General features: G+C 60.4%; 22 protein-coding genes. 9 read left to right on the forward strand and 13 right to left on the reverse strand.

What is annotated here, in order from left to right; all coding sequences use genetic code 11:
• Window positions 1–33 precede the first annotated feature (33 nt).
• Window positions 34–1,041: an amidoligase family protein gene (locus tag B0H98_RS07820; protein ID WP_106374503.1), complete on the reverse strand. Its 1,008-nt coding sequence runs from the start codon at window positions 1,039–1,041 to the stop codon at window positions 34–36.
• A 158-nt stretch (window positions 1,042–1,199) separates the two neighbouring features.
• On the opposite strand from B0H98_RS07820, the gene B0H98_RS07825 reads away from it, so the two are divergent.
• Entirely contained in the window at window positions 1,200–3,620 is a 2,421-nt protein-coding gene (locus tag B0H98_RS07825) for a mechanosensitive ion channel family protein (protein WP_106374504.1), read from the forward strand.
• Here B0H98_RS07825 and B0H98_RS07830 read toward each other — a convergent pair.
• Window positions 3,540–3,968 (reverse strand): hypothetical protein, encoded by a 429-nt coding sequence (locus tag B0H98_RS07830; RefSeq protein ID WP_106374505.1) that lies wholly within the window; start codon window positions 3,966–3,968, stop codon window positions 3,540–3,542. The two genes, B0H98_RS07825 and B0H98_RS07830, sit on opposite strands and share 81 nt — an antisense overlap.
• Before the next feature lie 16 nt (window positions 3,969–3,984).
• Window positions 3,985–4,893, reverse strand: a complete 909-nt coding sequence (locus B0H98_RS07835; RefSeq protein WP_106374506.1) for a DnaJ domain-containing protein — start codon at window positions 4,891–4,893, stop codon at window positions 3,985–3,987.
• Window positions 4,894–5,005: 112 nt separating this feature from the next.
• On the opposite strand from B0H98_RS07835, the gene B0H98_RS07840 reads away from it, so the two are divergent.
• Window positions 5,006–6,457 carry a hypothetical protein gene (locus tag B0H98_RS07840; protein ID WP_106374507.1) on the forward strand — a complete coding sequence of 484 codons (1,452 nt, stop codon included), beginning with the start codon at window positions 5,006–5,008 and terminating at the stop codon, window positions 6,455–6,457.
• Window positions 6,458–6,528: 71 nt separating this feature from the next.
• On the opposite strand, the gene B0H98_RS07845 is transcribed toward B0H98_RS07840, so the two are convergent.
• From B0H98_RS07845 to B0H98_RS07880, 8 genes are all read right to left on the reverse strand, one after another.
• The gene (locus B0H98_RS07845; protein WP_106374508.1) at window positions 6,529–7,653 is read right to left on the reverse strand and encodes an aminotransferase class V-fold PLP-dependent enzyme; all 1,125 of its coding nucleotides are present in this window, start codon (window positions 7,651–7,653) and stop codon (window positions 6,529–6,531) included.
• A gap of 166 nt (window positions 7,654–7,819) precedes the next feature.
• Window positions 7,820–8,239 carry a cytidine deaminase gene (cdd, locus tag B0H98_RS07850; protein WP_106374509.1) on the reverse strand — a complete coding sequence of 140 codons (420 nt, stop codon included), beginning with the start codon at window positions 8,237–8,239 and terminating at the stop codon, window positions 7,820–7,822.
• 24 nt (window positions 8,240–8,263) lie between these two features.
• Entirely contained in the window at window positions 8,264–8,989 is a 726-nt protein-coding gene (gene deoD / locus B0H98_RS07855; protein WP_106374510.1) for a purine-nucleoside phosphorylase, read from the reverse strand.
• Window positions 8,990–9,022: 33 nt separating this feature from the next.
• Window positions 9,023–10,267: a phosphopentomutase gene (locus B0H98_RS07860; protein WP_106374511.1), complete on the reverse strand. Its 1,245-nt coding sequence runs from the start codon at window positions 10,265–10,267 to the stop codon at window positions 9,023–9,025.
• Window positions 10,268–10,293: 26 nt separating this feature from the next.
• Window positions 10,294–11,622 (reverse strand): thymidine phosphorylase, encoded by a 1,329-nt coding sequence (deoA, locus tag B0H98_RS07865; RefSeq protein ID WP_106374512.1) that lies wholly within the window; start codon window positions 11,620–11,622, stop codon window positions 10,294–10,296.
• 1 nt (window position 11,623) lies between these two features.
• Complete coding sequence (deoC, locus tag B0H98_RS07870; RefSeq protein ID WP_106374513.1) at window positions 11,624–12,415, reverse strand: deoxyribose-phosphate aldolase; 792 nt, start codon at window positions 12,413–12,415, stop codon at window positions 11,624–11,626.
• Between the two features lie 73 nt (window positions 12,416–12,488).
• Window positions 12,489–13,772: a NupC/NupG family nucleoside CNT transporter gene (locus tag B0H98_RS07875; protein ID WP_106374514.1), complete on the reverse strand. Its 1,284-nt coding sequence runs from the start codon at window positions 13,770–13,772 to the stop codon at window positions 12,489–12,491.
• Window positions 13,773–13,808: 36 nt separating this feature from the next.
• Window positions 13,809–14,645, reverse strand: coding sequence for an outer membrane protein OmpK (locus B0H98_RS07880; RefSeq protein ID WP_167392653.1), 837 nt, complete (start codon window positions 14,643–14,645; stop codon window positions 13,809–13,811).
• Window positions 14,646–14,899: 254 nt separating this feature from the next.
• Between B0H98_RS07880 and B0H98_RS07885 the strand changes: the two genes are divergently transcribed.
• The 6 genes from B0H98_RS07885 to cyoE all read left to right on the forward strand — a co-directional run bounded on the left by B0H98_RS07885 (window position 14,900) and on the right by cyoE (window position 20,755).
• A complete protein-coding gene (locus B0H98_RS07885; protein ID WP_106374516.1) occupies window positions 14,900–15,697 on the forward strand; it encodes a DeoR family transcriptional regulator in 798 nt (265 codons plus the stop codon).
• A gap of 277 nt (window positions 15,698–15,974) precedes the next feature.
• The gene (gene cyoA / locus B0H98_RS07890; RefSeq protein WP_106374517.1) at window positions 15,975–16,961 is read left to right on the forward strand and encodes a ubiquinol oxidase subunit II; all 987 of its coding nucleotides are present in this window, start codon (window positions 15,975–15,977) and stop codon (window positions 16,959–16,961) included.
• A 2-nt stretch (window positions 16,962–16,963) separates the two neighbouring features.
• Window positions 16,964–18,940, forward strand: a complete 1,977-nt coding sequence (cyoB, locus tag B0H98_RS07895; RefSeq protein ID WP_106374518.1) for a cytochrome o ubiquinol oxidase subunit I — start codon at window positions 16,964–16,966, stop codon at window positions 18,938–18,940.
• Window positions 18,940–19,554, forward strand: coding sequence for a cytochrome o ubiquinol oxidase subunit III (gene cyoC / locus B0H98_RS07900; RefSeq protein ID WP_106374519.1), 615 nt, complete (start codon window positions 18,940–18,942; stop codon window positions 19,552–19,554). The genes cyoB and cyoC overlap by 1 nt, the downstream gene beginning before the upstream one ends.
• Window positions 19,551–19,874: a cytochrome o ubiquinol oxidase subunit IV gene (cyoD, locus tag B0H98_RS07905; RefSeq protein ID WP_018919031.1), complete on the forward strand. Its 324-nt coding sequence runs from the start codon at window positions 19,551–19,553 to the stop codon at window positions 19,872–19,874. Before cyoC ends, cyoD begins: the two co-directional genes overlap by 4 nt.
• The gene (gene cyoE / locus B0H98_RS07910) at window positions 19,832–20,755 is read left to right on the forward strand and encodes a heme o synthase (RefSeq protein WP_106374520.1); all 924 of its coding nucleotides are present in this window, start codon (window positions 19,832–19,834) and stop codon (window positions 20,753–20,755) included. The genes cyoD and cyoE overlap by 43 nt, the downstream gene beginning before the upstream one ends.
• Window positions 20,756–20,850: 95 nt before the next feature.
• On the opposite strand, the gene pta is transcribed toward cyoE, so the two are convergent.
• Window positions 20,851–23,043: a phosphate acetyltransferase gene (gene pta / locus B0H98_RS07915; RefSeq protein WP_106374521.1), complete on the reverse strand. Its 2,193-nt coding sequence runs from the start codon at window positions 23,041–23,043 to the stop codon at window positions 20,851–20,853.
• On the reverse strand, window positions 23,040–24,224 hold the full coding sequence (locus B0H98_RS07920; RefSeq protein ID WP_106374522.1) for an acetate/propionate family kinase: 1,185 nt from the start codon (window positions 24,222–24,224) through the stop codon (window positions 23,040–23,042). Before B0H98_RS07920 ends, pta begins: the two co-directional genes overlap by 4 nt.
• A 152-nt stretch (window positions 24,225–24,376) precedes the next feature.
• Between B0H98_RS07920 and B0H98_RS07925 the strand changes: the two genes are divergently transcribed.
• Window positions 24,377–25,297: an EamA family transporter gene (locus B0H98_RS07925; RefSeq protein WP_106374523.1), complete on the forward strand. Its 921-nt coding sequence runs from the start codon at window positions 24,377–24,379 to the stop codon at window positions 25,295–25,297.
• Window positions 25,298–25,319: the final 22 nt, after the last annotated feature.

The raw sequence follows: 25,319 nt of genomic DNA on the forward strand, positions 1-25,319 counted from the left end.
GCGTCCTGAGCGTGGGTAAATTCTGTCTCCGTTCTAACGCCGATTCTTCCAACGCATCAGCTTGTCTTTTAAACGCGTAAGGAGTGGTCGATTCTGCCTGGCGATGTACTCATGGCAGCGGGCGCGTAACGCTACCTCGTCGGCGGCCAGCTTCTCTACTTCGACCCAGCGGTTCCATTCGGTAACCGCTCCCCAGCCGGGTTGGGAAAGCTGAGCATTGGGCAGCCGGTAGTGAAACGTAGGGCGCGGCTTGGTAAGCTTGGTATGCAAGAGCTCGTGAGTATGGTCAGGGCGCAGATAGGCAAACAGCGGCAACAGATCAAGCTCGCGATTGCGGGTCGGGTTGTACGCAAGGTAGTCGCTGATAAACGTGTCCAGGTCCGGCTGGTAGCGACTGTCCAGCACCTTGAGCGCATACTCCTTGGGAAATGGATTGGCGTGGGGAAGCACTTCCCGGGTGATATTCACTTTGATCTCATCGCGCAGCCATTGGGCCAGAAGCAGGTAGGCGCGCAGCATTCTCAACAGGTACTCGACATCCAGGCACTCGACTTCAAGGTTGAGGTGCAGGCCAAATCCGTACAAAAGGCTTGCGTCGGTCCCCTTGGCGCCCTGTTCACGCAGCGCATCAAAGATGGTGTCCAGGCCTTCCAGCTCGCTCCAGGGCACGGGTGGACAGATAAGTTCGGTGGGCACCAGGCCTGACACCATATCGCCGATCAGCTCGCGGGTTTTCTGATGAAACTCTACCCGGCGCTGATGCTGAAGCCGTTCCCATTCGCTATCCTGATGGCTGCTCTCATCCAGCACCGCCTGATCCGGATGGGCGTACTGTGTATCAAGCTCAATGCCGAACTCGCCCCAGCGCGTGCTCTCCACCTGTAGCCGATGAGGACTGACCACGTTAAGCTCACCGCCGAACAGGTCACGCACTACCTGCGCCGTCTCGCGCGGCGGCAGGCCGGCAAACTCGATCTCGACGCCCACGTGACGTATCTTGCCATCGCTATTGAACCGGTTAGGAGGGGCTTGCAGCGTCATCTCGGCATCCTGTGAGGTGAACGTTTAAACTATCAGCCTATCATAGTCCGGCAAGAAGAAAGGCACGCGTGAAGGCTGAGCGGATTCGCCAGGGCAGCCGGCAATCCGGCACCCTGATATGCAGCGAATCATTTACCCATCCATTTCGGGAGCAAGGCGTGCGACAGCACTGGATAATCAACACTGTCATCGGCCTCATTCTGGCGCTCGCCCTCAGCGTGACGGCGGCTCAGGCGCAGGTGCCCGGCGTCTCGCTGCCAAGTCTTGGAGCAGAGCCAAGTCAAGAGGCCGATGTCAGCAGTGACGAGTTTCAACGCTCGCTTGACGATGTCATCGGCATGCTCGAAAACGAGGAACGGCGCACGGATCTGCTCAACTCGCTGCGCGAACTGCAGGTGACTGCCGATGCCGCAGAAGAAGAGACGGTCGTGCGCCAAGGGCTTCTGGGCGCGCTTGCCGATACGCTGACCGATATCGGTGAGCAGGCCCAGGCCGGCGACTCGCCCATTGATGAGTGGTCCAGGCAACTGGTGCAGGGGGCAGCGGACCTGCGCGCGCTGAACGATGGCGCAAGCCAGGGCGAGGTGATTCGTGCCGTGGCCGATGGTGCGGTGCTGGCGGTGATCTGGGTCACGCTTCTGGTCGTGATGGTCGCCTTCGGGCGCCTGGTGGCTACCCGGCGCCACTGGCCGCTGGATTTGCCCCGCGACCCCAAGGCGTGGCTGCTGGCCGCTCACTTTCTGCGCCGCATGTTGCCCTGGGCGCTCGCCTTCGTCATTACCCTGGGGGTGGGGCAACTGCTGTCGTATAGCGCCGGGCGTACGCTGGTGCTGGTCGTGGCCTATATCTGCCTGTGCGGACGAGCGCTTTCGGTGGTGTTTGAAACGGTCATTGCCTTCTTCAGCCGGGGGCACCGGTTTACCGCCGTACAGCTTTTGCAGCAGCAGGCGCTGCGCGGGCTGTTCGTGATCGGCGCGCTGATCGCCCTCGGCGATGCGGTCAACTCGACCCGTCTGGTCGAACTTCTGGGCGGTGAGCTTGCAAGCCTTACCTCGGTGCTGGCCAACATGCTGGCCGCGCTGCTTTCTGCCCGGTTCATCATCAAGTTCAAGCGCCCGGTACGCCAGCTGATCTGCAACCGCCCCTACAAGCAGCGCCGCGATGCCAGCACGGCTGTCGAGATGATCCGCGCCCTCGGCGGGCTCTGGCACGTGCCGGCGCTGCTGCTGGTAGGCGGCTCGCTGCTGGCCATCTTCATTACCGTGGGCGATGTGGGCACGGCACTGGCACGCTCGATCATCTCCGCCAGCCTTCTGGTACTCACGCTGGTCATTACCGGCCTGCTGCGCCGCCAGGAGGTCCGGCTTGGCAAGCGCCGTCATCGTCGCCGCCAGAGCCAGTACCGCAAACGCCTGGAGCGCTTCGGGTTTGTGCTGGCGCATATCTGTTCGTGGATGGTGTTTGCCGAACTCTTCATGCAGATCTGGGGCGGCTCGCTCTTCGGGCTGGGTCAGCAGGCAGTGGCCAGTGCGCGAATCGGGCAGGCGCTGGTCAGCCTGGGGGCGACCATTCTGCTGGCGTGGCTGGTGTGGATCTTTGCCGATACGGCCATTCAGCGGGCGCTTACCTCGTCAGGCCGCGCCCGAGGGCGCCGAGTCAACCAGGCGCGGGCGCAAACCATCACGCCGATGATCCGCAACGTGATCTTCGTCGCCATCCTGATCATCGCCTTCATTGCCGGGCTTGCGAACCTGGGCGTCAACGTCACGCCGCTACTGGCGGGTGCCGGTGTGATCGGTCTGGCGATTGGTTTTGGTGCGCAGACCCTGGTGCAGGATTTGATTACCGGCATCTTCATCCTGATCGAGGACTCGCTGGCGGTAGATGATTTCGTGCGCATCAATAACCACATGGGGACGGTCGAAGGGCTGACGCTGCGCACGGTACGCCTGCGCGACCTGGACGGCGTCGTGCACATCATTACCTTCAGCCGGATTGAGTCGATCCACAACATGTCGCGCCAGTTCGGTATCGCCCTGATGCGCATCCGCATTCCCTACGACATGAAAATCGACGATGCGATTACCCTGATGCAGGAGACGGCGCTGGAGCTGCGCAAGGATCCGATGATGCGCCACTACATCTGGTCGCCGCTGGAAATGCAGGGCGTGCAGGGCTTTGAAGAGGGGTGCCCGGTGCTGCGCATGCGTTTTCGCACGGCGCCGGAAATGCAGTGGGATGTTTCACGCGCCTTCAACCTGCTGCTCAAGCAGCGCATGGAAGAGCAGGCCATCGACCTTGGCGTGCCGCGCCTCAGCGTCAGCATGGAGGCGCGCTCAGAGGACCGCATGACGCCAGAAGAAGGCACCGAGCTTTCGTTTGGGGCGGCACAAGGCGAAGAGCAGCACGCGCCCAAGCACAGCCCGCCGCCGCCCAAGCCGGCCCCACGGCCTACCGAGGCCGAGGTAAGGCGTGATGAACGTGAGCGCTCGCCTGCCTCACGCGGCGAAGGTGCGGCTCAGCGCGAACCCCACGACAATACCTATGCCCGTTCCAATGCCGAAAGCGGCGATGAGTAACCACAGGCCACGCCGCCCGCGCAGGCGGTTATAAAGCGTCACGGCGTGGCTTACGCGGTCGACCAGCTCGTCATGGCGCGACACCGCCTGATCCGGTGGCCGCGAGAAGTCATTGGCCACATCCCCTTGCCAGTGCGCGCCGTGGGTCAGCCCTAGCCGTGCACGCAGCTGGCCGATATCGTTCAGCGCTTCAAGCGATTGGTGGTAGCTCTCACGATGCGTTGCCACGCCAAAGACGGCTTCGGCGTCCTGGCGAAGCGCGCTGTTGGGGCAGCGGGCCACGGCCTGTTTCAGCTCTTCGTCGTTTGCCTGGGGGGACACGCCAAGGCGTTGGTAAAGGTCGCGCATAGAAGTAGGCCGGTTATTATTGGTAGGTGTGCATCAGGTAATCATAGGCGCTTTTGATGCGCTGAAAGCGTGCCGAAGCAAGCGCAATCCGGTGTTCGCTTTCGGTATAGAAGCGGTCCGGGTGGTGCAGCTGAGCCATGCGCCGGTACGCCTTGCGGACCTCCAGCTTGCTGGCGCCGGGCATCAGTCCCAGCACGGCCAGCGCCCGCGTTGTCCGGTCCGGCGGTGTTGAGGACGTGCCCTGTTGCGAGTTCTGTCGGTGCGATCCACGCTCCTGATGACGGGAGCGCTCGCGCTGCTGGCGATGGTGGGCCTTTTCGCGCTCTGCCTGTGCCCGCGCTCGTTCGGCCTCTTCGCGCTGGCGCTGACTGGCCTCGGCCTTTTCCTGTGCCTCCTGGGCGCGCTGCCGGGCGGCTTCGGCCTCGCGAGCCTGTTCGGCATAGTAGTCGGCATCGTGTACCCGCCAGTAGGCATCGCGGCTAGGGTCTTCAGGGGTTGTCAGAGCGCGCCCCGTCAACTCCTGAAACAGGGTGTTCAGCGTTCCCGGAGAAATGCCCAGCAGGTCGGCGAGAAAGCGCAGGATATAGTGATTGGCCAGCGAAAGCTCGCCGGTGTCGGTGGCCACTACAATGGCCTGGTGCATCACCCCCAGGCCGTGCTCCTTGGAGCACTCCCTGCGCAGCACCTCGGCGGCCAGTTGAATCGCCTGAAGGTCGCGCTGCTGGGCAATGTGCATGACCGGTGCCAGCTCGTGGCCGTGACGAAAGTGCACGGATACCTGGGCCAGGCGGCGCCGCCGCTGACCTTCGGATACCTGCTGGCGATGGGCCAGAACCCAGGCCAGCAGCAGTAGCTTTGCCGTATCCACTTGGCTGCGGCTTTTCAGAAGCAGCAGCTCAAAGGGTGAAAAACGGGCAATGGACATTCCCGGGCTCCAGAAGCGAAGAAGTGGGCCAGCACCGCGTTAAATGGCTCACCATGATAATTAGTGCCATGGTATATCATCGTAGTAGGCAATAAAGCAGGAGATTAAGCAGGTGATCAGCGTCGAGCGCAAGAACAGCTTCCAGCTGCGCCTTACCCGGCGCCTCAAGGAAGAGACATCGCATAGGCTTGACGTCTATCTTTTCATGCCGGCAGAGCTTGGGTTGAACGCCCATGTGATTTCCGAAGAGGCATTTTATCACGCCTCGATCAGCGTCTCGCGGACTTACTACAGCGATGCCTACCACCTGCCGCTGGTGCATAGCCGTCTTGCCAGCCGTAACCAGCTGGGCAGTGAATCCTACCGGTTGAGCCTGAGCCTTTATGCCTACCAGTACGTCGTCGCCATGGAGCGCACGACGCAAGAACTGCTGGTGGGCGAGCGCAAGCTGCGCAGCGAGCGTCAGAAGGAGTCGGAAGAGGTTCAGGGAGGTGGCCAGGAGCTCAGCGAGCAGCTAAACGAGATGTGCGATCTCAGCGAAAGTATCCTGAAAAAGATGCGCCGCAATCAGCCCACCGACGAGCGTCTCTCCAAGTACTTCGCCAATATCGATAACTACCTCTCCTGGTTTACCGAGCAGCAGCTGCTTGCCCTGGTGGCCTATATGCCGAGAGGCGGTGAGTTCACCGATATCAAGCGGCGCTTTATCAGTGTCTGCGAGCGTGAAAGCGAGTACCGCCGCGAGCAGCAGTACAACGCTGAACGGGTAATGGCGGACCCCACGCGCATGTCCAACAAGATGCGCCTGCTGCGCAGGTTGATCGAGTACCCGATTACCCTCAAGCAGGAGTCGCTGGAGCTTGGCAGCGGCGAGCAGAAAGCGGTCAAGGCGCTGGCCACGGCGGTGGTCATGGCCTGTGTGACGCTGGGTGTACTGCGCGTGCGCGAAGTGGTGGGCGATATCACCGCGCTGTTTGTACTGGCCATGGCCCTGCTTTACGCCCTGCGCGAGGTATTCAAGGATGACCTGCGCAATACGCTGTGGCGCTGGCTGCGCCGTGGAAGGCCCAAGTGGCGGCGCCAGTACGTCGACCCGACCCGCAACGCCATGGTGGGCCGTCAGCTCGAATGGTTCGACTACAAGCGTTATGCCGCGCTCGACAAGGACATTCAACAGATGCGCCGGCGCACGGTCGCCCAGCGCGAAGAGATGGTGCTGCACTACCGCTCCAGCTCGCGCATGCTGCCCACGCGCTTTTTAAGCGGCTACGAGCACACCCGGGAAACGCTGCACGTTGATCTTTTGATGCTGACCCGCCTGATGAGCAAGGAGAAGCATCATATCTACCGGCTAAAGGACGGTCAGGCAGTGCGCGAAAGCGTGGAGCGCCGCCATCTGTTCAACCTGATCGTGCGAGAGACGGGCAGCGAAGACCAGCCCTACCTGGCGCGCTGGAAGGTCGTGGTCAGCCGTTCGGGCATTGTCGATGTGGAAAAAGTAGCTGATAACATCCCCAATGAGGAAGCGGCCCAGGAGTCCGTCTCCGCAAGCGCGTCTCCATGACCCCACCTTGAAAAAAACCGCCTGCACGGTTAAACGCGCCAGGCGGTTGATCGGGCAAACAGAAAGCGCGATTAGCCGAGCGCGTTGACCGCCTGCTCAAGATTGGCGACGCTGCGCTTCGTCTCGTGCAGCTTGTCCAGGCCAAACAGGCCGATCCGGAAGGTCTGGAAGTCGTCGCCTTCATCGCACATCAGCGGCACGCCGCCTGCAATCTGAACGCCCGCCTGGGCAAACTTGCCCACAAGCCCGGCATCATCGGTATAGCTGACCACCACGCCCGGGGCTTCAAAGCCTTCGGCCGCTACGCTGACAAACCCATGGCGCTTGAGCATGGCGCGCACTTCCTGGCCAATGGCCTGCTGCTCCTCTTTTACCTTCTCGAAGCCGTACTCGCGGGTTTCCTGCATGATATCGCGCAGCTGGCGCAGGGCATCCGTGGGCATGGTGGCATGGTAGGCATGGCCGCCGTTCTCGTAGGCCTGCATGATGGCATGCCACTTGGCTAAATCGCAGGCAAAGCTGTTGCTCTGGGTTTCATCCAGGCGCTTTACGGCGCGCTCGGAGAGCATCACCATGGCGCAGCAGGGCGAGCCGCTCCAGCCTTTCTGCGGGGCGCTGACTACCACGTCCACACCCAGATCCTGCATATCCACCCACAGCGTGCCGGCGGCAATCGCGTCCAGCACGAACAGGCCGCCAGCCTCGCGGGTCGCTTGCGCCACGGTGCGAATATAGTCATCCGGCAGCAGCAGGCCGGCCGAGGTTTCCACCTGTGGGGCGAACACCACCGCGGGCTTCTCCTCGCGGATACGCGCGGCGGCTTCCTCGGCGGGCACCGGGGCGAAGGGCGACTGACGATCATCCGGGTTGACGCGGCGCGCCTTGAGCACCGTGTGCTGGTCGGTCAAGCGGCCCATGTCGATGATCTGGGTCCAGCGGTAGCTGAACCAGCCGTTACGAATCACCAGGGTGCTCTGATCCAGCGCGAACTGACGCGCCACCGCTTCCATGCCAAAGGTGCCACTACCCGGCACGATAACCGATGCGTGAGCGTTATAGACGTCCTTGAGCGTGGCTGAAATATCGCGCATCACGTGCTGAAACTGCTGCGACATGTGGTTGAGCGAACGGTCGGTGTACACCACCGAGTATTCGAGCAGGCCGGTGGGGTCGACGTTGGGCAGTAGGGCCGCCATGGCGTTCTCCTTGATCAATGGGCGCCGGAAAAAGCGCAGTACAGTGGCGCACAGGATACGAGGAATCGCAGGGGGAGGCCAGCGGTGCCCGGGTGAGGCCGGGGCAAATAAAAGCCGCCGTCAAAGACGGCGGCAGGCATTACCATGCACCCGGCATGCGGATTATCTATTGCTGGCCCTGGCGCTTGGGCAGCTGTTCCGGGCCGAAGGCATCCGGCAGCAGCGTCTGCATGGTGTAGGTCTTGAGTACCTCGCCCTGGCGGGAGAGCACCATGATTTGCGTATCAGGCGTGGCGAACTCGCGAATACGCTGGCGGCAGTCGCCACAGGGCGTGCACAGGTGCTCGCCGGGGCCCATGACATACACCTTGGCAAGCTCGCGCTGGCCGGCGCTGATCATGGCGCTGATCGCCGAGGCTTCCGCACACAGGCCTTTATAGTGGGCAACTTCCACGTTACTGCCTACGAACTGCTGGCCGTTCGGGCTCTCCATGACCGCCGCCACCGGGTGGTCAGAGTAGGGCGCATAGGCGTTCGCCAGGGCATTCAACAGCGTATCGACCAATGCAGGATCTACCTGGCTCATAGGTGACTCCTCGAAGTGATCCACTTAGGCGTTGGCCGCGTCATCGCGCAGTACGGTATCCAGCGCAATCACCATCATGTCGTTGAAGGTGGTCTGACGGTCGGCGCTGGAGAGCGAATCGCCCTTGAGAATATGATCCGACACGGTGCAGATGGTCAACGCACGGGCGCCAAACTCGGCAGCGACGCCGTAAAGGCCGGCGGCTTCCATCTCGACACCGACAATGCCGTAGCGCTTCATCAGCTCGGCCATGTCGGTCTGCGGGTTGTAGAACAGGTCCGCCGAGAAGATGTTGCCGACCTTCACCGGCACGTTCTGCGCCTTGGCGGCGGCCACGGCGTGGCTTATCAGTTCGAAATCGGCAATCGCGGCGAAGTCGTGGTCGTTGAAGCGCATACGGTTCACCTTGGAATCCGTGCACGCGCCCATGCCGATCACCACATCGCGCACGTTGACGTCATCGCGTACCGCACCGCAAGAGCCTACGCGAATGATCGACTTCACGCCGTAATCGGTAATCAGCTCCTTGGCATAGATCGACACCGACGGAATGCCCATGCCGTGGCCCATGACCGAGATCCGGCGGCCCTTGTAGGTGCCGGTGTAGCCCAGCATGCCGCGCACGTCGTTTACCTGGCGTACGTCTTCAAGGTAGGTGTCGGCAATGTACTTGGCGCGCAGCGGGTCGCCGGGCATGAGTACCGTATCGGCGAAATCACCGTCTGCAGCGCTGATATGCGGAGTAGCCATACAATGTTCCTTTTTTAACAGTCAACGGCGCCATCAGGCCGCGTAGGATAGAAAGCTTTCGCCATCGGCCATGGCGGGCAGATCGAAATAGTCCGCCAGGGTCTGGCCGATATCGGCAAAGGTATCGCGCGCGCCCATGGGGCCAGGGGCAAATCCGGCACCGCTGACCATTACCGGAATGTATTCGCGCGTGTGCTCGGTGCCTTCCCAGCTTGGGTCGCAGCCGTGATCCGCCGTCAGAATCAGCAGGTCGTCACTGTTCAGCGCGGCGAGCAGTTCCGGCAGGCGGGCATCGAAGTGCTCGAGTGCGGCGGCATAGCCCGGCACATCGCGACGGTGGCCGTAGACCGAGTCGAAATCGACGAAGTTGGTCATGATCATGGTCGGGCGGTCGCTGGTGTCGGCAGCGGTGCGGGCCACTTCGCCAAGCGTTGCGTCCATCAGTGCATCGTGGCCGCTGGCCTTTACCTTGTGGGTAATACCGCAGTGGGCGTAGATGTCGGCAATCTTGCCAATCGACACGACTTCACCGCCGGCTTCCTGAAGCTTCTGCAGCACGGTGGGGGAAGGTGGTTCGACGCTGTAGTCGCGGCGGTTGCCGGTGCGCGCAAAGCTTTTGCTGTCTTCACCCATGAACGGGCGAGCGATCACGCGGCCGATGTTGTAGGGCTCCAGCAATTCGCGCACGGTTTCGCACAGCGCGTAGAGACGCTCGAGGCCAAAGTGCTCTTCGTGAGCGGCAATCTGAAACACCGAATCCGCCGAGGTGTAGACGATCGGCTTGCCGGTCTCTACGTGCTCATCCCCCAGGCGGGCGATGATCTCGGTGCCCGAAGCGTGGCAGTTGCCGATCACGCCGGGCAGGCCCGCTTCCTGAACGATCTTGTCCAGCAGTTCAGCGGGAAAGCTTTCGGTCTTGTCGGTGAAGTAGCCCCAGTCGAAGCGCACCGGCACGCCGGCAATTTCCCAATGGCCGGAAGGCGTGTCCTTGCCGCTGGAGACTTCCTGAGCGTGGGCGTAGGCGCCTTCAAGCACGTCTGGCAGGGCAACGCCTTCGGCCACCGTGCCGGTGCTGTCCCGGTGGGCGTGAAACAGGCCAAGCCTTGCCATGTTGGGCAGCTTGAGCGGGCCCGAGCGTTCCGCGGTATCCGCCTCGCCGCGCGCGCAGGCGGCGGCAATGTGGCCCAGCGTGTCCGAGCCTTCGTCGCCAAAGGCGGCGGCATCGGCGGCGCTGCCGATGCCGAAGGAGTCGAGTACCAGCACAATGGCACGTTTCATAGCGTTTACCTCTTCAGTCGGTGTGATTAAAGCGCTTCACCGCGATAGGTTTTCTGAAGCAGCTCATCAATGCTGGCTTCCCCTTCACCCATGGTGAAGGCCGCGCGCAGCTGCTGGGCGGCGCGCTCGGCGGCGTCTTCGCTGCGGGCGTGCACGTAGGCGAGCGGCTGCTGGCGGTCAACCTGGGTGCCCAGCTCGACAATCGCGCTGAAGCCAACGCTGTGGTCGACGTCGGCGTCGTTGCGCAGACGGCCACCGCCGAGTTCCACCACGCTCATGCCGACCGCGCGGGTATCGATGCGCTGCACGGTGCCGGTCTGCTCGGCGTATACCGGCTTGACCACGTTGGCCTTGGCAAGGTAGCTGTCCGAGCGCTCCATGAAATCACCCGGGCCGCCCAGCTCGCGCACCATGCGGGCGAATACTTCGGCAGCGGCACCGGAGGTGAGGGCTTTTTCAAGCTGGCTCAGGGCATCTTCACGGCTGTGGGCCAGTTTGCCGGCCATCAGCATTTCCACGGCAAGCTCGCGGGTAACCTGCATGACGCGGCTGTTCGGGCGTTCGCCGCGCAGAAGTTCGAGGGTCTCGACGATTTCCACCGCGTTGCCCGCGCACGGTGCCAGCGGCTGGCTCATGTCGGTGAGCAGCGCATTGGTGGGCGTACCGGCCTGAGTGGCGACGGAGGCGATGCTCTTGGCAAGCTCGTGGGATTTTTCCGTGGTAGGCATGAAGGCGCCGCTGCCGACCTTGACGTCCATGACCAGCGCATCCAGGCCCGAGGCAAGTTTCTTGCCCAGGATGGACGCGGTAATCAGCGGGATCGACTCGACCGTGGCAGTGACATCGCGCACACCGTAAATACGCTTGTCCGCGGGGGCCAGGTTGCCGGTCTGGCCGATGATCGCAACGCCCGTGGACTTGACCACGTCGCCAAAGCGTTCCGGGGCGGGGTAGGGGTCGTAACCGGGGATCGACTCAAGCTTGTCCAGCGTGCCGCCGGTGTGGCCAAGGCCACGGCCAGAAATCATGGGAACGAACGCGCCACACGCCGCCACCCAGGGGCCGAGTACCAGTGATACCAGGTCGCCCACGCCGCCGGTGGAGTGCTTGTCGACCACAGGCCCTGGCAGGTTGAGCGAGTCCCACTGCATCACGTGGCCGGAGTCACGGGTGGCGGTGGTCAGCGCAACCACTTCTTCACGGCTCATGCCGTTGAGAAACACGGCCATGGTGAAGGCGCCAATCTGGGCGTCGCTGATGCGGTCATCGGCAATGCCCTGAATGAATGTCTTGATATCCGCGGCTGCCAGCGGCTGGCCGTCACGCTTTAAACGAATCAGTTCTTGCGGGAGCATATCAGTAGCCTCCTTGAGGAGCCGCGCTTTCCGCGCCGCCCAGGGTGTTCAGTAAATTGGTCAGCAGGCTCGATGCGCCAAAGCGGAAGTGGGCAGGGGTTACCCAGGCACTGCCCATGATGCGGTTTGCCAGTGCCAGGTAGTCTGCCGCTTCTTCGGCGGTGCGCACACCGCCTGCCGCCTTGAAGCCGACTTCCTTGCCGCTTGCCTTGATGGCGCTGAGCATGATCTCGGCGGCTTCAAGTGTCGCGTTGGTAGCCACCTTGCCGGTGGAGGTCTTGATAAAGTCCGCACCGCCTTCAATGGCAAGCTCGCTGGCGCGCTTGATCAGCGCCGGGTCTTTCAGCTCGCCAGACTCGATGATGACTTTCAACAGGGCCTGGCCTGCACAGGCGGCCTTGCACATTTCAACCAGCTCGAGGCCGGTGGCTTCGTCGCCGGCGATCAGCGCGCGGTAGGGGAAGACTACATCAACCTCGTGAGCGCCGGAGGCGACTGCATCACGGGTTTCACGGGCGGCGCTCATGATGTCTTCGCCGCCCGCCGGGAAGTTGGTGACCGTGGCGATCTTGACCTGCTCGTTCAAATTATGGGCGGTCAGCGCTCGCTGGGCGGTAACAATGAATTGCGGGTAGACGCAGACAGCGGCTGGATGGCCGTAGGGCGTCTTGAGCTGCTGGCAAAGCGCTTCAATGGTCGCGTCGGTATCGCTGTCGTTCAGGCTGGTCAAATCCATCAGGGAGAGCGCCTGGCGGGCGGCCTGGTTAAGTTCGATCGAAGTAGCAGCGGTCATGAAGTTCTCGCAAGTCAGAAAATATAAACGGGCACTGCGCATGGTCGCACAGTGCCCGGTACGTCAGGCAGCGTTAACTGGTAACGTTGCTTAACGCGATGAAAAAGCCGGCAATTGACGCAGACATCAAGTTGGACAACGTGCCGGCCAGCACGGCCTTGACCCCAAAGCGGGCGATCTCTGCACGCCGCGTGGGCGCAATGCTGCCCAGGCCACCCAGCAGGATCGCAATCGAGGACAGGTTGGCAAAGCCGCACAGGGCGAATGACAAGATGGCCATGGTATGGGGCGTCATCAATTGACCCGTCGCGGCCACTACCTGTTCCCCATCAATGTAGGGAGCGAGGTTGATAAAGGCGACGAACTCGTTGACCACCAGCTTCTGGCCGATAAAGGAGCCGGCAAGCGTGGCTTCCGCCCAGGGCACGCCGAGCATGAAGGCAAGCGGGGCAAACAGCCAGCCCAGAATCAGTTCAAGGCTTAGAGACTCGAACCCGAACCAGCCACCCACGCCGCCCAGAATGCCGTTGATCAGCGCAATCAAGCCGATGAAGGCCAGCAGCATGGCGCCTACGTTGGCTGCCAGCATCAAACCGGACGTTGCACCCGACGCCGCGGCGTCCAGCACGTTGGTGGGTTTGTCTTCCTGCTCCTGAAGCTCTTCATCGACCTTGGAGATGCTGTCGCTGTCGGTGGCGTCCTGGGTTTCCGGCATGATCAGCTTGGCGAACAGCAACCCACCGGGGGCGGCCATGAAGGAGGCTGCCACCAGGTACTCCATGGGAATACCCAGCGCGGCGTAGCCCGCCAGCACCGAACCTGCCACCGATGCCAGACCGCCACACATCACGGCAAACAGCTGTGAAGGCGTCATGCGGGCAATGAAGGGGCGTACCACCAGCGGCGCTTCGGTCTGGCCGACAAAGATGTTGGCCGTGGCGGAAAGCGATTCGGTGCGCGAAGTGCCCAGCGCCTTTTGGAGCGCGCCACCCAGAATACGGATGACCCACTGCATGATGCCGAGATAGTAGAGCACCGCGATCAGTGAGGAGAAGAAGATGATGACCGGCAGTACCTTGATGGCAAACACGAAGCCGACGTTATCGACATCCGCCAGGCCACCAAACAGAAAACCGATTCCGTCGTTGGCGTAGACCAGCACCTGGCTTACCCCGGCGGAGATGGTCTGCAAGACCGCCTGGCCAAACGGCACATAAAGAACGAAGGCGCCGATACCCGCCTGAATGGCAAAGGCACCCAGTACCGTGCGCAGGCGAATCGACTTGCGATCATAAGAGAAGATCAGGGCGATGATCACCAGGGTGACCATGCCAACCAAGCTCATAAGGAGTGTCATATGGGGATCCTTTGAGTCCGCGAGGGGTGCCACGGGTTAGAGTAAGTTGAGCTTGACGGAGTAGATCATCGCATTCTGATATTCGTTGGGCGTGCCCAGCTTGTTATCGGAGTAGCGGTACTGTACGCCAGTAGTGATCAGGTCAGTCGGGTGCCACCACAGGCTCAGGGCGCCGTTGGTACCCGTGCTGCCAGCCTTATCGCCGACGTAGTTCTGCTCCAGGTAGTCATCGTCACGACCGAAGGTCTGCTCGTGCCAGTTGGTCACGCTGAAGTTCTGGTCTAACGCGGCGAAATCGTAGCCCGCTACCCAGCCGGCCATGTAACCGTTCATGCCAGTATAGGCATCACTCTGCACGCGGGCAGCGCCGATGAACGGTTTGAACCACAGGCCGTTGGCGAAAGTGGTGCGATAGCCCAGACCCAGGATCTGATCCTGTTCGCGGCTTTCATAGCCGTAGTCGCGGAAGTCGTACACGTGGGCGTAGAGCGAAAGCGGGCTGTCGCCTAGGTAGATATGCGAGGTGACCTTGCCGGCGGTACGGAAGTTGTCCTTGCCGCCGCTGGATTCATCGAACTGGTCGTTGGTCGGGTTCTCGAAGTCAAAGAAGCCGTAGAACTCGCCCCAGCTGAAGCCTGCGCCGCCCTCGATCTCGACGTAGGTGAAATCGCTTTTGGCCGCGTTGCTTGCCGTGCGGCGCTCGGTGCCGTTGGACCAGTCAAGATAGTTGACCGACACGTTGGCAAAAGACCATAACCGGTCGAGCGGCTGCGGCTGTGCATCGTTTGCCAATGCCGGGGTCATCCCTGCCATTAATACGCCAGCACTGAGGGTGACGAAGGAAGAAGTACGCGTAAGGGTTGGAGCAGTCATGTGAGCCTCAAAAGAATGATCGCGATCTAAGTTCAAGTTGGAATTGTGTGGGCTGGCGTGAGTGTGAGAATTATAACATTACGTGTTATTTTTTTAACGCCGAATTATAACAAAGCTGGCTAACGTTATTTAAATGCAGCCGCTCTTGGGTAGAGGGGAGGGCAGGCACGGTCTTTAAAAGAGGTGGCAATTGCGCGGCAGCTCGCGCAGCATTATAAAAAACGCATAATAATGCCCTGAAAGGAGAGCCCTGCATGAACGACCGCAGTGCCCAGCGTCTGGAACTGCTTGAGGAAGCGCTCGCCAGCGGCGGTACGCTGCATCTGCGCGACGCCGCCATTTTATGCGGCGTTTCGGAAATGACCATCCGCCGCGACCTTTCAACGCAGCCTTCGTCGATGACGTTGCTTGGGGGCAGGCTGGTGATGACCCGCTATCCGGGTGTTACACCGGTATATGATCTCACCGAGCAGCAGGCCAGCCACTACGCGGTGAAGTACGCCCTGTGTGAGCGGGTGGCAAGCACCATCGAAGAGGGCGATACGCTGTTTGTCGACTGCGGCTCGACGCTGATCCCGCTGCTGAACCAGCTTGGCCGTTTTACCGAGCTGACGATCGTCACATATGCCCTTAACGTCGCTTCCGCGGTTGCCGCGTTGCCCAATGTGCGGCTGATTCTGCTGGGTGGGGCCTACTGCGCTGCGTCTCAGTCCTTCGATAGCGACGATGTGCAGGGTGCCATCGAGCGAATCGGTATCAACAAGGCGTTTATCTCCGCCGCCGGGGTCGACTGTGGGCGTGGCGTCAGCTGTTTCCACTTTCATGAAGTCGCCCCCAAGCAGGCCGCCATGGCTTCGGCACTGCAGCGTTTTCTGATCGTGGATGCGAGCAAGTTCGGAGTCATTCGTCCGGCCTACTTCGCTACATTGAACGATTTCGACGTCATCGTGACTAATGAGATGCGCGCGCCTGAGCTGCTCGCCCGCTTTACCGGGCAAACGCTTCTGGTCAGCTCACCTCCCGCCTCAATCTGCCAGATGTCCCACCTTTAAGTCGCACCTGGGTGCGTCAAATCGTCGCTTTGCTTCGCTGTTTAGATAAAAGGAAAATACTCAGGTTAGAACTGGCCTCCTTAAATGTTAGGATGTCGGCTCAATCCGCTACCTGCTTCCTACCCCGGTAGCGCATATTTTTCCCGGAGCAAAGGCAGTTCATGCTGGCAGAGTGTTTTGGGAAAAGTATGGGGTGATAGTTAGTTGGCATATGGCATATCGTTTGGCTTGCTGTGTGGCGGCTAGTTTTGTAACGCAACTCTGACGAGATCGCACCATGCAACAACCTTCCTACTGGCGCAGGACAGGCACTCTGGTGCTCATTGCGCTTTGCTTGCTACTCGCAGGCTGTAGCTCGGCCTTGATGGACCCGAAAGGCGTGGTCGGTGAAACCCAGCGTTCACTGATCCTGAGTTCTTTTGGCCTGATGCTGATCGTGGTCATCCCCGTTATTGTCATGACGATAGTGTTTGGTTGGTACTATCGCCGTAGCAATACGATGGCTGAATACCTGCCCGACTGGGCGCACTCCAACTGGATTGAAGCCATTGTGTGGCTGGTTCCGGTCGTCATCGTCGCCATTCTGGGCGTGATTACCTGGAAAAGCTCCCACGACCTTGATCCTCACCGTGCGCTTGAAAGCGATGTGGCCGAGCTTGAAATCCAAGTCGTGGCTCTCGACTGGAAATGGCTGTTCATCTATCCCGAGCAAGGTATTGCAACGGTTAATGAAGTCGCCTTCCCGGTAGACACGCCCGTGCGTTTCCGGGTGAGCTCGGGTTCTGTCATGAACTCCTTCTTCATTCCGCAACTGGGTAGCCAGATCTACGCCATGGCGGGAATGGATAACGACGTTCACCTGCTGGCCAACGAAATCGGTACCTATAACGGTCGTTCGACCAACTATAGCGGTGCTGGCTTCTCGGGCATGGTGTTTGACGCCCACGTCACGTCTGACGCTGACTTTGACGCCTGGGTTGCTGAAGTTGCGCAGTCACCTGATACGCTGACTTACCCAGAAGGCTACTCTGAACTGGCGGAGCGTTCGACGTTCCACCCCGTTGAGTACTTCTCTGACGTTACACCTGAATTCTATGAGCGCTTGGTGTCCAGCTTCCATACCGGCAGCGACCCTGACACTGACACTCAGGATGCGCCGCGCGCGCCAGCAGTCGATAGCAATGAAGCCTATCAAACGACCGACAACCAAGCAGATGGCGAGGCCGAGGATGGCCAGACCGTCAGCAATGAGGCGGGAGAGTAACCGTGTTCGGTAAATTAACCCTAGAAGCAATTCCCTATCACGAACCCATTCTGGTTATCGCGGGTCTCGTAGGGATTCTAGGCGGCGCGGCGTTGTTAGGCGCGCTGACCTATTTCCGTAAGTGGGGCTGGCTATGGAACGAGTGGTTTACCTCCGTTGACCATAAAAAGCTCGGTATCATGTATTTCATCGTGGCGCTCATCATGCTGCTGCGCGGTTTTGCTGATGCCTTGATGATGCGTGTACAGCAGGCGATAGCCGCGGGCGGTTCGGCCGGTATTCTGCCGCCGGACCACTACGACCAGATCTTTACCGCCCACGGCGTTATCATGATCTTCTTCGTGGCCATGCCAATGGTCATCGGCTTGATGAACCTGGTAGTGCCGCTACAGATCGGTGCGCGCGACGTTGCGTTCCCGTTCTTGAACAACCTGAGCTTCTGGCTGTTCGCGGTGTCTGCTCTGTTGATCAACATCTCGCTGTTCGTCGGTGAGTTCGCGACCACAGGGTGGTTGGCTTACGCGCCATTGTCGGGGATAGAGTACAGTCCCGGGGTCGGGGTCGATTACTGGATATGGGCGTTGCAGATATCCGGGATAGGTACCACGTTAACCGGTATCAACTTCTTCGTTACTATCTTGAAAATGCGTACCAAGGGCATGACCCTGTTCCGCATGCCGATCTTTACCTGGACGTCGCTGTGCGCCAACGTACTGATCATTGCCTCTTTCCCGATTTTGACCGCTACTATTGCGATGTTGACGCTGGATCGTTACCTGGGGATGAACTTCTTCACGAACGATATGGGCGGCAACGTAATGATGTACGTCAACCTTATCTGGGCGTGGGGTCACCCCGAGGTGTACATCCTGATTCTGCCGGCCTTCGGTGTGTTCTCTGAAGTTATAGCCACCTTTGCTCGCAAGCGTCTGTTCGGTTACCACACCATGGTGTGGGCAACGATTGCCATTACCGTACTGTCGTTCATCGTTTGGTTGCACCACTTCTTCACCATGGGTGCAGGCGCCAACGTCAATGCCTTCTTCGGCATCATGACGATGATCATTGCGATCCCGACCGGTGTGAAAGTCTTCAACTGGCTGTTCACTATCTTCCGTGGCCGCCTGGAACTGACCTCACCGGTACTGTGGACACTGGGCTTCATCATCACCTTCACGATTGGTGGTATGACCGGCGTCATGCTGGCACTGCCGGCGGCTAACTTCGTGCTGCATAACAGCCTGTTCGTTATTGCTCACTTCCATAACGTTATCGTTGGTGGTGTGGTCTTCGGCATGATGGCGGGTCTGACGTACTGGTTCCCGAAAGCGTTTGGTTTCAAGCTGGACGAGAAGTGGGGCAAGCGTTCCTTCTGGTGCTGGATAATCGGTTTCTATGTCGCGTTCATGCCGCTGTATGTTCTGAGCTTCTACGGTGCTGCGCGCCGCATGAACTCATATCCGAACGCTGAATGGCAGCCCTGGTTCATCGTTGCGTTGATCGGTGCACTGCTGATTGCGGCGGGTATCGCTTGTACGCTCATTCAGTTCTACGTAAGCGTGCGTAACCGCGATAAGTATGCAGATGTGACTGGCGACCCATGGGATGGCCGTACGCTGGAGTGGGCAACCTCTTCACCGCCCGCGTTCTACAACTTTGCGCGCCTGCCCGTTGTTGGCGATATCGACAGCTTCTGGTCGCAAAAGCAGCGTGGCAACGAGCAGTTGGACGATGCGCCATACACAGATATTCATATGCCGAGAAATACGGTGGCCGGACCCATCATCAGTGTCTTTGCGATGATCTTTGGTTTCGCCATGGTATGGCACATCTGGTGGCTGGCTGGGTTCAGTGCAATCGGCATGCTGGTGAGCTTCCTGATGCGGGTATCTAACGACGACATCGATTACTACGTGCCTGCTGCAGAGGTCGAGCGAATCGAGCGTGCCCATCAACAACGTGTGGAGGCCCAGGCGTAATGGCTACTGAATCCCTACATCACGATGCGCATGCTGATGAGCATGAGCACCACGATGCCGGTCCTACCAAGGTATTTGGTTTCTGGGTCTACCTGATGAGCGACTTGGTGATCTTCGGAACACTATTCGCTACCTACGCCGTGCTCATGAAGGGCACGGCAGGTGGGCCGACCGGCGCTGATATCTTTGAGCTGCCTTTGATTCTCTTTGGCACCTTTGCACTGCTGATCAGTAGTTTCACCTTCGGTATGGGCGTTCTGGCGATGAACGCCAACCGTGTCGGTCAGGTGAAGATGTGGCTGGGCATCACGTTCGTGCTGGGTCTGATGTTCCTGGGGATGGAAATCTATGAATTCCATCACCTGATCCATGAAGGTTTCGGCCCGGATCGCAGCGCCTTCTTATCTGCCTTCTTTACCCTGGTAGGTACTCACGGTCTGCACGTGACCTTCGGCATGATCTGGATTCTGGTCATGCTGGTTCAGCTTTCGACTAAAGGTCTGAATGATAAAACGCGTCCGCGTATCCTGTGCTTGAGCCTGTTCTGGCACTTCCTGGATATCGTCTGGATCTGTGTATTCTCCTTCGTCTACTTGATGGGAGTGCTGGTATGAGTTCTTCTAGCCAACCGTCCGGTCACGGCACCGTAAAGTCCTATGTAACGGGGCTTGTACTGTCGTTAGTCCTGACTGTCATTCCATTTGGCGCGGTGATGCTGGGTTCGTTCAGCTTGCCCGTGAACGTGGGCATCATCGTGGTGACGGCCGTTCTGCAGGTTCTGGTTCAGCTTGTGATGTTCATGCACCTGGACTTCAAGACCGAAGATGGCTGGAACATGCTTTCCTTCGTCTTCACGGTGCTGATTCTCGGCCTAGTGGTAGGAGGTTCGCTGTGGATCATGCAGCATCTACATCTCAACATGATGATCGGCTAACCAGCATGCCCAATCGGTGGCACGATCTGCTTGAGTTGACCAAGCCAGGCATCATCGGCGGCAATCTGATTGCCGCCCTTGGTGGCTACTTTCTCGCCGCACATGGTGAGTTCGACCTGGTGACGTTTGCCTCGGTCATGCTGGGGATTGCACTGGTGATCGCGTCAGGCTGTGCGTGTAACAACGTGATTGACCGCGATATCGATGCACTGATGGCGCGTACGCGCCATCGCCCCCTGGTACGTGGCAGCGTGTCGATCACTCAGGCACTGGGTCTGTCTGCACTGCTGGGTATCAGCGGTGTGGTCTGCCTGGCGCTGGGTACCAACGGGTTGACCGTAGCACTGGCGGTGATTGGTTGGGGCGTTTATGTCGGGGTGTACAGCCTCTACATGAAACGCCACTCCGAGTACGGCACGGTCGTGGGCAGCCTTTCCGGCGCCATGCCGCCGGTCGTGGGTTACTGCGCGGTGACCGGTACCTTTGACAGCGGCGCGATCGTTCTGCTGCTGATCTTTTGCCTCTGGCAGATGCCGCACTCCTATGCGATTGCGATTTTCCGCTATGCCGATTATCAGCGCGCCTCGATTCCGGTGCTGCCGGTGGTTCACGGCATCAAGCGGGCCAAGCACCATATCCTGGGTTACATCGTGGCGTTCATTCCGGCGTCACTGGCCCTGGTGCTGGCAAGCCAGGCGGGTACCGGCTACCTGTGTGTTGCGCTGACCATGGGCGGCTACTGGCTGTATCTCGCCATCTGCGGCTATCGCCTGGATGACGACGTACGCTGGGCCAAACGCGTCTTTGGTGTCTCGATTCTCACCATTACGGCGATGAGCCTGGTGATTGTGCTGGAATCCATGGTACCGATGTGGACCTGATCGATTCACGCCGCTAGGCGGTTGAATTGAAAAAAGCCCCGAGCAGCTTGGCTGTTCGGGGCTTTTTCTTGCCTTGAATCCTTCTTTTCTGAACCTTACTTGCTGGCCATCGCTTCCCGCTGGCTTGCCTGAATGGCGGTCAGCGCAATGGTGTAGACGATGTCATCCACCAGCGCGCCACGGGAAAGGTCGTTAACCGGCTTGTTCAAACCTTGCAGCATGGGGCCCACACTCACCACGCGGGCGCTACGCTGCACCGCTTTATAGGTAGTGTTGCCGGTGTTGAGATCCGGGAACACGAATACCGTCGCCCGACCCGCTACCGGGGAATCCGGGGCTTTCTGCTTGCCCACGCTCTCAATCGCCGCCGCATCGTACTGAAGCGGGCCGTCGATCAGAAGATGTGGGGCGCGCTCCTTGGCAATGCGCGTGGCTTCACGCACTTTATCCACATCCGCACCCGTGCCGGAGTCGCCGGTGGAGTAGCTGATCATGGCTACCCGCGGCTCGATGCCAAACGCTTCGGCCGAACGTGCGCTTTGCAGAGCGATTTCGGCAAGCGTTTCGGCATCCGGGTCCGGGTTGACCGCGCAGTCACCGTATACCACCACCTGCTCCGGCAACAGCATGAAAAAGATCGACGATACCTGGTTGTACTCAGGCGCGGTCTTGATCAACTGAAACGCCGGGCGCACCGTATTGGCGGTGGTATGAATGGCGCCGGATACCAGGCCATCCACCTCATCGAGCTGGAGCATCATGGTGCCCAGCACCACGTTGTCCTGCAGCTGAGCTTCGGCGGTCAGCTCGTTGAGCTTGCCGCGCCGCCGCTCGACCATGGGGGCAATGTAGTGCGCGCGGGTGCTCTCCGGATCGATGATGGTCAGCTCATCCGGCAGGATCAGCCCGCGGTTACGGGCGATGTCCTCGATGGTCTCGCGGCTGCCCAGCAGCACGCAGTTGGCAATGCCACGGCGCTGACAGATGATGGCCGCTTCCACGGTGCGCGGCTCGTCGCCTTCGGGCAGCACGATGCGCTTGCTCGCCTGCTGAGCCTGCTTGACCAGCTGATGGCGAAACGCCGATGGCGACAGGCGCCGCGTATAGCTATGGCTCAGGGTGGCTTTCAGCCACTCGAGATCCATGTGCGCCGCCACGTAGCGGGCGACCTGCTCGGCGCGCTCGAAGTCATCGATGGGAATTTCGGTATTCAGTTCGCTCAAGTGCTGCGCAGTGGTCAGGCTGTCGGTTTCAACCGCCAGTACGGGCAGGCCGGTGCGCAGCGCCGGCCTGCACATCTCGATCATGTTGTCGTTGGGCAGAAAGCCATTGGTCAGCAGCACGCCGGCCAGCTGGGTGCCGTTCATGGTGGCGAGTGCCGAGGCCAGTATCACGTCGTCGCGATCGCCGGAGGCCACCACCAGACTGCCCGGCGTAAAGATATGCAGCGCGTTGGCCGCGCTGCGCGCGCAGAGGCTGGTGGAAAGCACCCGGCGGCTGGCCGCTTCGCCTTCGTTCAACAACTTGGCATTGAGCGCGCGGGCCACATCCAGGGTGCGCGGGGCGGTCAGCGTTCTGCTTTGCGGCACGATGCCGATCAGGTGAAAGCTCTCCGTGGCGAGCGACGGCGAGTAGCGGCGCAGCTCATTCAGCACCGGCTCTTCAAGCTGAGGCTTGATGGTGCCGGGGGCGGCGGAAAGGTCATCTTCCTGGCCGTAGGGCAGGTTCTTCATGCGCATCAAAATGCCGCCCAGCGTACGCGCCGAGCTCACGCCGCCAAAGCTTCGCGCGTGCATGTCCAGCTCTTCGGCAAGGCGCTGGGGTTCGTTGAGATCTCCGGTGCCTACCAGAATGATGCGCGCATTCAAGGCGTGGGCCAGCTGGGCGTTGGTCTGGGTGGCGTAGGTGGTGTGCTGGGTAGGCACTACGCCTTCCACGACCACCAGGTCCAGCGCGTGGCTGTCGCGCTCGGCTTGCTGCACCACCTGGTCGAAAAGTTCGACCACGTTTTCCATCAGCTCATCGGTCTGGTCATCGCGCAGCAGGCGCTCCAGCCGGGCCTGGGAAATCGGGGAGGGCGGGCGCTGGTTCAGAGTGCGCGATACCAGGGCCGTCGAGCGATCAAGCCCCGGGCCGTTCAGCTCATTTTGCATGAACGGCTTCAGGAAGCCGGCCTTGAGACCGATGGTATCCAGCGCCTGGATCAGCCCCAGGCAGGCGGAGGTCAAACCGGCGCCCACGCTGGTAGGCACCAGTAGAATGGCTTGCGGCTGGGTAGAGGTCGTCATGCCTGCACCTCCAGGCAGTGGCAGGTTTCCATCGCGATTCGGCCCTCTTCATCGGTAGGAATGACCCACACCTCAGGCCCCGTGTGCTGGTCGCTATCCAGCTTGCCTTCCTGGCCGCGAATCATCGCATCGTTGCGTATTTCGTTCAGGGCAAAACCGAAGTGGGGCAGCAGGCCGACCACCCGACGGCGTACGATGGGCGAGTTCTCGCCGATGCCGCCAGTGAAGATTACCCCGTCCAGCGAGGGCAGGGCGCAGGAGAGGGCGGCGAGAGATTTGGCAATCCGGTAACAGAAGACATCCAGCGCCAGCATGGCGCCTTCGTGACCCTGCTCGGCGGCCTCCTCCACTTCCCGCATGTCGTTGGTCAGCCCGGAGAGGCCGAGAAGCCCGCTCTGCTTGTTGAGCACATCGTCGATTTTATCCAGCGACCAGCCAAGCTGGCGGTGCAGGTGGGCGTGAAGGCCCGGGTCCACATCTCCGCTGCGGGTACCCATCACCAGGCCTTCAAGCGGGGTAAGCCCCATACTGGTGTCCTGACTCTGATTGTTCCACACCGCGCAGGTGGAGCAGCCGTTGCCCAGGTGCGCCGTGAGCCAGCCGCCCGCGCCGCGGGCGCTGAGGGTCGCGGCGCGCTGGCTGACGAACGCATGGCTGGTGCCGTGAAAACCGTAGCGGCGAATGCCATGTTCGGCATACAGGCTTTCCGGCAGGGCGTAGCGGTACGCGGTGGGCGAAAGGCTCTGGTGAAAGGCGGTATCGAATACCGCCACCTGGGGAAGCTGGGGAAATACCTTCTGCGTGGCAGCGATACCGGCCAGATTGGCAGGGTTATGCAGCGGCGCCAGGGCAGCCGTGGCTTGAATGGCGCTGACGACGCTTGCATCGATCAGCGCGGCCTGGGTGAACTTTTCGCCCCCGTGAACGATGCGGTGGCCGATAGCCCCGGGCGTGCGGCCTTCCAGGCGCTCCAGAATCGCGCTCAGCGCCTGGGTGTGGTCGGCATTGGGCAGGGCCTGTTCAAACTTGTCACCGGCGCTGCTTTTTCCTTTGAGGCAGGCATCCGGGCTGCCCAGGCGCTCGGCAATACCGGCCAGGCGTGGCGCCTCGGGGTCAGTATCAATCAGCGCGTATTTGATGGAGGAGGAACCGCAGTTGATGACCAGCACCGGTACATTCATAGAAAGTGTCTGCCAGGAAAGTAGGGTTTAAGTTTGTACTTTAGTTTAACTAGCGGCAAGGGACATTAATGCACGTCAGTATTTGTTTAGCCTTCTATGTACAATGCAGGCTTTCCTAGCCGTTTGTTGCTTTCAATAGCCGCCTGGTGCCTATGTCCGAATCGTCCCTCTCCCGTTCGCTGCCCCGCCATCTGGCCATTGCATTACTGCTCACCGTGGGCACCATGTTTGCGGCCAATCACGTCTCGGCGCGGCTGGCGTTTGATAACGGCACGGGGCTGCTGCTTGCCGTACTGACGCGTTCGGGGCTGGCGTGTCTGATTCTTATCGTACTGATCACGGTGCAGAAAAAAAGCCTGTGGCTGCCGCGGGGTACCTGGCCCTGGCAACTGGCAGTGGGTCTTTTGATCACCATCCAAAGTGTGAGCCTCTATTCGGCGGTAGCGCGGCTGCCGGTGGTGATCGCGCTGCTGCTGGTGAATACCTTTCCCATTCAGCTGGCGCTATTGAGCTGGGCGCTTGGCGGGCCGCGGCCAACGCTGCGCAGCAGCCTGATCATGGGCACCATCCTGATAGGGCTTCTGATCGTGCTGGATATTCCAGCCTGGGTAACCCGCGCGGATGGCATGGGGCCTGAGTGGCTTGCCGGCATCGTCTTCGGGCTGACCGCCGCGTTCGTGTTCGCCTGCGCGCTGTGGATTACCGAGCACCGCCTGGCCCAGGTGGGCAGCACGCTGCGCAGCCTGTTGACCATGCAGACCGTATTTTTTGCCATGGTAATAGGCGGCATTCTCGGCGTGGTGCCAGGCGGCATGAGCCTGCCGGATAACAGCCAGGGCTGGATAGGCCTTGGGCTGCTGGCGCTCTTGTACGCTACCGGGTTCTCGACGCTGTTCATCTTCGTGCCGCGCCTGAACATGGCGCGCAATGCGCCGGTCATGAATATCGAGCCGGTGGCGTCTCTGGTGATCGGCTACTTCGTGCTTGGCCAGATGCTGAGTCTTGGCCAACTGGTAGGTGGCGCCATGGTCGTGAGTGGTATTGTCGCACTCAGCGTGTCTCGGCAGCAGTAACAGTTGCGTTCTTTTCAGGGAT

Source organism: Vreelandella songnenensis (assembly GCF_003002925.1).
Taxonomy (GTDB): Bacteria; Pseudomonadota; Gammaproteobacteria; order Pseudomonadales; family Halomonadaceae; genus Vreelandella; species Vreelandella songnenensis.

Coding starts and splice junctions, on each gene's coding strand:
- B0H98_RS07820 (WP_106374503.1), bottom strand. CDS start 1,041: ATGACGCTGCAAGCCCCTCCTAACCGGTTCAATAGCGATGGCAAGATA.
- B0H98_RS07830 (WP_106374505.1), bottom strand. CDS start 3,968: ATGCGCGACCTTTACCAACGCCTTGGCGTGTCCCCCCAGGCAAACGAC.
- B0H98_RS07835 (WP_106374506.1), bottom strand. CDS start 4,893: ATGTCCATTGCCCGTTTTTCACCCTTTGAGCTGCTGCTTCTGAAAAGC.
- B0H98_RS07845 (WP_106374508.1), bottom strand. CDS start 7,653: ATGGCGGCCCTACTGCCCAACGTCGACCCCACCGGCCTGCTCGAATAC.
- cdd (WP_106374509.1), bottom strand. CDS start 8,239: ATGAGCCAGGTAGATCCTGCATTGGTCGATACGCTGTTGAATGCCCTG.
- deoD (WP_106374510.1), bottom strand. CDS start 8,989: ATGGCTACTCCGCATATCAGCGCTGCAGACGGTGATTTCGCCGATACG.
- B0H98_RS07860 (WP_106374511.1), bottom strand. CDS start 10,267: ATGAAACGTGCCATTGTGCTGGTACTCGACTCCTTCGGCATCGGCAGC.
- deoA (WP_106374512.1), bottom strand. CDS start 11,622: ATGCTCCCGCAAGAACTGATTCGTTTAAAGCGTGACGGCCAGCCGCTG.
- deoC (WP_106374513.1), bottom strand. CDS start 12,415: ATGACCGCTGCTACTTCGATCGAACTTAACCAGGCCGCCCGCCAGGCG.
- B0H98_RS07875 (WP_106374514.1), bottom strand. CDS start 13,772: ATGACACTCCTTATGAGCTTGGTTGGCATGGTCACCCTGGTGATCATC.
- B0H98_RS07880 (WP_167392653.1), bottom strand. CDS start 14,645: ATGACTGCTCCAACCCTTACGCGTACTTCTTCCTTCGTCACCCTCAGT.
- B0H98_RS07885 (WP_106374516.1), top strand. CDS start 14,900: ATGAACGACCGCAGTGCCCAGCGTCTGGAACTGCTTGAGGAAGCGCTC.
- cyoA (WP_106374517.1), top strand. CDS start 15,975: ATGCAACAACCTTCCTACTGGCGCAGGACAGGCACTCTGGTGCTCATT.
- cyoC (WP_106374519.1), top strand. CDS start 18,940: ATGGCTACTGAATCCCTACATCACGATGCGCATGCTGATGAGCATGAG.
- cyoD (WP_018919031.1), top strand. CDS start 19,551: ATGAGTTCTTCTAGCCAACCGTCCGGTCACGGCACCGTAAAGTCCTAT.
- pta (WP_106374521.1), bottom strand. CDS start 23,043: ATGACGACCTCTACCCAGCCGCAAGCCATTCTACTGGTGCCTACCAGC.
- B0H98_RS07920 (WP_106374522.1), bottom strand. CDS start 24,224: ATGAATGTACCGGTGCTGGTCATCAACTGCGGTTCCTCCTCCATCAAA.
- B0H98_RS07925 (WP_106374523.1), top strand. CDS start 24,377: ATGTCCGAATCGTCCCTCTCCCGTTCGCTGCCCCGCCATCTGGCCATT.